Genomic DNA, 6,077 nt, shown 5'->3' on the forward strand with positions numbered 1-6,077 from the left:
GACCCGCTCGCTCTCACGGGCGGCCGCGTGCAGGGCCGCGTCCGCGGCCGGCAGCAGCGTGCCGAGGGTCGTGCCGTGCGTCGGCGCGGCCGCCACGCCCGCGCTGGCCTCCACCTCCACGTCGACCCCGTCGATGCGGAACGGGCCGCGCAGCTGCCTGATCACGGTACGGCCGATCGCGCGCAGGTGCTCGTGGGCGGCGGCGGGCTCGTCGGGCAGCTCGAGCCCGCACAGGACGACGGCGAACTCGTCGCCGCCGAGACGTCCGACCAGGGCGGGATCCGTCGCCACGTTACGCAGCTGCATCGCGACGACCTGGAGCAACCGGTCGCCGGCGGGATGGCCGAGGGCGTCGTTGACCTCACGGAACCGGTTGATGTCGAGGAGCACCAGGACGGCGTGCCGGCCGTCGGCGACCGCCGCGGCGATCGCCGGCTGGGCGGCGTGGGCGAGGCCGGACCGGTTCGCCAGGCCCGTCAGCAGGTCACGGACGATCAGCAGATGGTTCCAGCGGCCGACCCAGAACGTCACCAGGGTGGTGGCGACGATCGTGACGATGGCCATCACCACCGCCGCCCCACCGGGGTACAGGTCGCCCTTGAGAGCAACCCCCAGCACCGCGCTGGCGCTGATGACCAGCGCGTGCAGGAGCGCGACCCGCAGGCGGACGACCATCGCGGCGTAGGCGGCGATCCAGAAGTACCAGAGCAGGTAGAGGTCGCTGTCCCGGCCCGAGTCGCTGCCGCCCAGCGCGATCGTGACGGCCAGCAGTGAGGAGAAGACCAGGAGCTGGTGCGCTCTTGGGCCGATCCGGGCCAGCAGCATGGCCGCGAGCAGGTTGGCCGCGCTGATCGCCGCCGCCAGCCACGTGGCGAGCCGGTCCTGCCCCGGCGAGCCGGGCAGCAGGGCCAACGCCGTGAACGCGACGATGCCCACCGTGGAAAGAACAATCAGGAAAAGCCGCCGGTCCGTGAAGAACGAGAGGCTCACGGCGATCGGTCCTCCTGCCATCGGGTGCGCGGCGCCACGGCCGCACCGGCCGAATCCGGAATATGACCCGAATCCGGGGCATGGACCGAGTCCGGGACATATCCCGGATCCGGGGCGGCCGGGCGCGACGGCGTAGACGGCTCCACTTCATGGCCATCGGTGCACTACACGGACAACGACACAATGCCTTTCCGCCGGGCCTCGACATGGCTGCCGGGCCTCGGTCTTTCCACCAGGCTCGCCGACGGGGCTCGCCGGGCCGGCGGAACCTGTCAGCCCACAGCTGGGAGCGGCTCACGCACTGCGACGCTCGCGCACCGCGACGCACCTGCACCTGTCCGGGCGACCGCCCGGACCCGGGAAAAACCCACTCGGCGAGATACGGATGGGAACGGGCCGGACATTTAGTTGACGTTCATATCACGACACGGGAACGATGCCGTTTCTCCACAGTAACCCGAATCCGACGGTCCACGCCCACGTCGGGGCATCCGGTGGCAGACGTCCGTGGCGACAGAACGGACAGCAACCGCGTAAAAAGGACAATAACGGATGGCGACAGAAAAGATGACAACAGGACGGAGGGCGACAGAAATGACGGGCGGTGACGGGAATGGCGCCGGGACGGCGCCGGAGATGTCAGTGCGCCGCGTCGTCCCATGTCCGGCCGGAACCGACGCTGACCTCGAGGGGGACCGACATCCGGTAGGCCCCGCCCATCTCGGCGCGCACCAGCGCCTCGACGTCGGCGCGCTCGCCCGGGGCGATCTCCAGGACGAGCTCGTCGTGCACCTGCAGCAGCAGCCGTGACCGTGCCCCGTGCTCCCGCAGCCGCCGGTCGACACCGAGCATCGCGATCTTGATGATGTCGGCCGCGGAGCCCTGGATGGGGGCGTTGAGCGCCATCCGCTCGGCCATCTGCCGTCGCTGCGTGTTGTCACTGGTCAGATCGGGAAGGTAGCGGCGGCGGCCGAGAATCGTCTCGGTGTAGCCGTCCGCGCGGGCCCGTTCGACCACGCCGCGCAGGAAGTCACGCACCCCGCCGAACCGGGCGAAGTACGCCTCCATCTGCGCGCGGGCCTCCTCCGGGTGGATGCCGAGCTGACCGGCGAGCCCGAACGCCGACAGGCCGTAGGCCAGCCCGTAGGACATGGCCTTGATCCGGCGGCGCAGCTCCGGGTCGACCTCGCCCACCGGGATGCCGAACGCCTGGGCGGCGACGAACGTGTGCAGGTCCTCACCCGAGGCGAACGCCTCGATCAGCCCCTGGTCACCGGAGAGGTGCGCCATGATACGCATCTCGATCTGCGAGTAGTCGGCCGTGAGCAGGGACTCGTACCCCGAGCCGACGACGAACGCCCGGCGGATCTGGCGGCCCTCGGCGGTGCGCACCGGGATGTTCTGCAGGTTGGGGTCAGCCGAGGACAGCCGTCCGGTCGCCGCGATCATCTGGTTGAACGTCGTGTGGACGCGGCCGGCGTCGTCGATCATCGGGATGAGCGAGTCCACCACCGTGCGCAGCCGGGCGACGTCACGGTGGCGCAGGAGCACGGCCAGCAGCGGGTGGTCGGCCTGGGTGGCCAGCCAGGCCAGCGCGTCCGCGTCGGTGGTGTAGCCGGTCTTGATCTTCTTGGTCTTCGGCAGGCCCAGCTCGTCGAAGAGGATCACCTGCAGCTGCTTGGGCGAGCTGAGGTTGAACGGCCGGCCGACGATCTCGTGGGCCTGCGCGGCCACCTCGGTGACCTGCGCGCCGTAGTGCTTCTGGAGCTCGAGCAGGTGGTCGGTGTCGGCCGCGATCCCCGCCCGCTCCATCCCGGCGAGCACCGTGACCAGCGGGAGCTCGACGTCGCGCAGCAGCGCGGTGGCGCCGCGGCGGTCCAGGTCGGCGTCGAGGGCGTCGGCGAGCTCCAGCGTCGCGCGGGCCCGCACGACGTCGGCGGCGGCGGCGTCCGTCTCGTCCGACCCGTCGATGGTCAGCTGCCCCGTCCCGGACGTCTCCGGGCGCAGGTCGCGCCGCAGGTAGCGCAGGACGAGGTCGGCGAGGTCGAAGGTGCGCTGGCCGGGCAGGGCCAGGTAGGCGGCGAGCGCGGTGTCGCTGGTGACACCGGCGAGGGAGAACCCGTGGGCGGCGAGCGCGAGCATGGGCCCCTTGACGTCGTGGGCGGCCTTGGGCCGGCGCTCGTCGGCCAGCCAGGCGGCCAGCGCCGCGTCGTCGTCCGCGGTGAGCGCGGTGGGGTCGATCCAGGCGCCGGCGCCGGCGGCGGTGGCGAGCGCGAGGCCGGTCACGCTGCCGGTGCCCCGGCCCCAGCCGCCCCGGACGTACACGCCGAGGCGCTGCCCGCCGCCGGTGTGCGCGGTCAGCCAGCCGGCCACCTCCCCGGGCTCGAGCACCCGCGCGGTCACCTCGAAGCCGGCGTCGGCCTCGGGCTCGACCGTGCCCAGCGCCGCGTACAGCCGCTCCCGCAGCACCCGGAACTGCAGGGTGTCGAAGAGCTGGTGGACGGCCTCCCGGTCCCACGGCCGGAGCTGGAGGTCGGTGGGTGTGACCGCCAGCGGCACGTCACGGGCCAGCTCGGTCAGGGAACGGTTACGGATCACGTTGGCCAGGTGCGCGCGCAGCGAGGCCCCCGCCTTCCCGCCGACCTCGTCGGCCCGGTCCACCAGGGCGGCCAGCGACCCGAACTGCTGGATCCACTTGGTGGCGGTCTTCTCCCCCACCCCGGGCACCGACGGCAGGTTGTCCGACGGGTCCCCGCGCAGCGCGGCGAAGTCCGGGTACTGCGCCGGGGTGAGGCCGTACTTCGCCTCCACCTCGGCGGGGGTGAACCTGGTCATGTCACTGATGCCGCGCCGGGTCATCAGCACCGTCACCCGCTCGTCGACGAGCTGCAGCGCGTCCCGGTCACCGGTGACGACGAGGACCTGCATGTCCAGGGCCGCGCCCTGGGTGGCGAGCGTGGCGATGACGTCGTCGGCCTCGTAGCCGGCGGCGGCGACCCCGGGGACGGCCAGGGAGTCGCACACCTGGTGGATGAGGCTGACCTGACCGACGAAGTCCGCGGGCGTCTCGGCCCGTCCCGCCTTGTACTCGGCGTACTGGGTGTGCCGGAAGGTCGGGGTCGGCAGGTCCCAGGCCACCGCGACGTGGGTGGGGCGCTCGTCCCGCAGCACGTTGATCAGCATCGAGGTGAAGCCGTAGACGGCGTTGGTCGGCTGCCCCGTCGTGGTGGAGAAGTTCTCCACCGGCAGCGCGAAGAACGCCCGGTAGGCCAGGGAGTGGCCGTCGAGGAGGAGCAGCCGCGGTTCACCCGCCGTGGCCCCCGCCGCCGCGCCGCCGGCCGGCCGGGCGGACGCCGCGCGCGACGGCCGGCCGGCAGCAGCCTTGCCGGCAGCAGCCTTGCCGACGGGGGGGTTGCCGGAGGTCGTGGTCGTGGCGGGCACGACGGCAATTCTATGGAGACGGTCCGACAGTCCTTCCGGCAGGGAACGCGCCGTCACCGGCCCGGCGCCCGGGGCGGCGGCCGCCGGCCCGGTCCGTGATCATCCCTGGAGAGATCACCGGCCTGGCGCCCGGGGCGGCGGCCCTGGCCGGCCGGACCCGCGGGCCCGGCCCCTCCCCCGCCGCGGCCCGGCGCCCGGTACGCCGCCATCGCGGTTCGCCGGCCCGCCCCACGCCATGCCGGCCCCACGCCATGCCGGTGCGCGGGTGGGGAGATATGTAGGTTTTTGACGTGACAGATTCGCAGACTTCGTGGAATGCCCCGTCATCGGGGAGCGCGCCGGGCCCGTCGGTTCCATCACACACAGCGACGGCTTCCGATCACGACTCCGCTCGCCGCGGCCCGGCCGACGGCGGCGCCGGTGACCACGTCATCGTCGTGGACCCTTCCGACCCGGTGGCCGTGCTGGCGGCGGTCAACACCCGGCGCGGCGAGCTCGCCGAGCGGATGGGCATCACGATCGTCGAGGCGAGCACCGAGCGCGTGGTCGCGACCATGCCCGTGGCGGGCAACCGGCAGCCGTACGGGCTGCTGCACGGCGGCGCCTCGGTGGTGCTGGCCGAGACGGCCGGGTCGGTCGGCGCCATGCTGAACGCCGGTCCCAGCCGGGCGGCGGTCGGTATCGAGATCAGCGCCACCCATCACCGGGCCGCGTCGTCCGGGACGGTCACCGGCGTCGCGACCCGGGTACACGCCAGCCGGTCCCTGGCCACCTTCGACATCCGGATCACCGACGATGCCGGGCGCCTGGTGTGCACGTCCCGCCTGACCTGCATGCTCCGCGACCGGGTACCGGCCGGCGGCGCCCCGGCACCGACCGGCGACGGTGACAACAGCCGGAGGCCGTGACACCGAGGACGGCGGCGACACCGGAGGCGGTGACAACAGAAACAAAACATAGCGACAACTTCCCGGAACGGTCGCGGGAGGGGCCAGGGCTGCTGCCGCTGCCCGTCGAGCCGGGCGGGACGCGGCTGTCCAGCCGTCCCGGCCGGCCTGTTCCCGCCCAGGTGTATGTGCCGGCCACCACGCGTGTGCCGGCCACCACGTGACACAAGGCCGACAGGAAGGCCCGGCTGCAGGCCGCGCTCCGGCCGGCGGACGGGAACGGGACACCGTCACAACGCCGCGGAACCGCTGATCACAGCGGGAAGACACAGTGCACAAACAACAGGCGGATGCGCTCCGCCCGGCGAATTGACGCCGACGGCGGTTGGGTCCTAGCGTCCACTGACAGTGGGACCCGGGATGGACGAGTAGATAACGTCCGCGCACGGGGAAGGCGCGGACGGCGCCAAAGGCCGTCCCGGGTTTCACTTATTTATCTGCCGCTTACAACTGTTCGCTGGCTGTCCGCCAACCCGCACCATGCGGATTCGGGTAGCCGACGCGGGAGGCGGCGGCGTCCGTCAGGCCTGTGGTGCCGGCGGTTGCGGCCCTACGGGATACCCACTTCCCACTCCCCGCCCGCTCGCCGCCGGCCATCCGGGCGGCCACGCCGGCCCGGATGGCCGGCGGCGAGCGGAGCGGCCGGCCGGCGGTGCTGGCCGGGCTGGCCGGCCGGCAGAGCACCCGGCCAGCCCGGCC

Annotated in this window: 4 protein-coding genes; 2 read left to right on the plus strand and 2 right to left on the minus strand. The window is 72.7% G+C overall.

From position 1 onward, the window contains the following. Both NBW84_RS21630 and polA read right to left on the minus strand, forming a co-directional pair. Positions 1–990, minus strand: a 990-nt coding sequence (locus tag NBW84_RS21630; protein ID WP_250286881.1) for a GGDEF domain-containing protein, incomplete at its 3' end; no start/stop codon positions are given. A gap of 639 nt (positions 991–1,629) precedes the next feature. Beyond that, on the minus strand, positions 1,630–4,431 hold the full coding sequence (gene polA / locus NBW84_RS21635; protein WP_250286883.1) for a DNA polymerase I: 2,802 nt from the start codon (positions 4,429–4,431) through the stop codon (positions 1,630–1,632). Positions 4,432–4,937: 506 nt separating this feature from the next. On the opposite strand from polA, the gene NBW84_RS21645 reads away from it, so the two are divergent. Next, positions 4,938–5,339 (plus strand): PaaI family thioesterase, encoded by a 402-nt coding sequence (locus tag NBW84_RS21645; protein ID WP_445548803.1) that lies wholly within the window; start codon positions 4,938–4,940, stop codon positions 5,337–5,339. Between the two features lie 29 nt (positions 5,340–5,368). After that, positions 5,369–5,542: a hypothetical protein gene (locus NBW84_RS21650; RefSeq protein ID WP_250286886.1), complete on the plus strand. Its 174-nt coding sequence runs from the start codon at positions 5,369–5,371 to the stop codon at positions 5,540–5,542. Positions 5,543–6,077 lie beyond the last annotated feature (535 nt).

Origin of the sequence: Protofrankia sp. CiP1_Cm_nod2 (assembly GCF_920664355.1) — a bacterium.
Lineage (GTDB): Bacteria > Actinomycetota > Actinomycetes > Frankiales > Frankiaceae > Protofrankia.

What these genes read in the sequence shown, in the direction of transcription:
- NBW84_RS21645 (WP_445548803.1), top strand. Translation starts at nt 4,938, where the DNA reads ATGGGCATCACGATCGTCGAGGCGAGCACCGAGCGCGTGGTCGCGACC.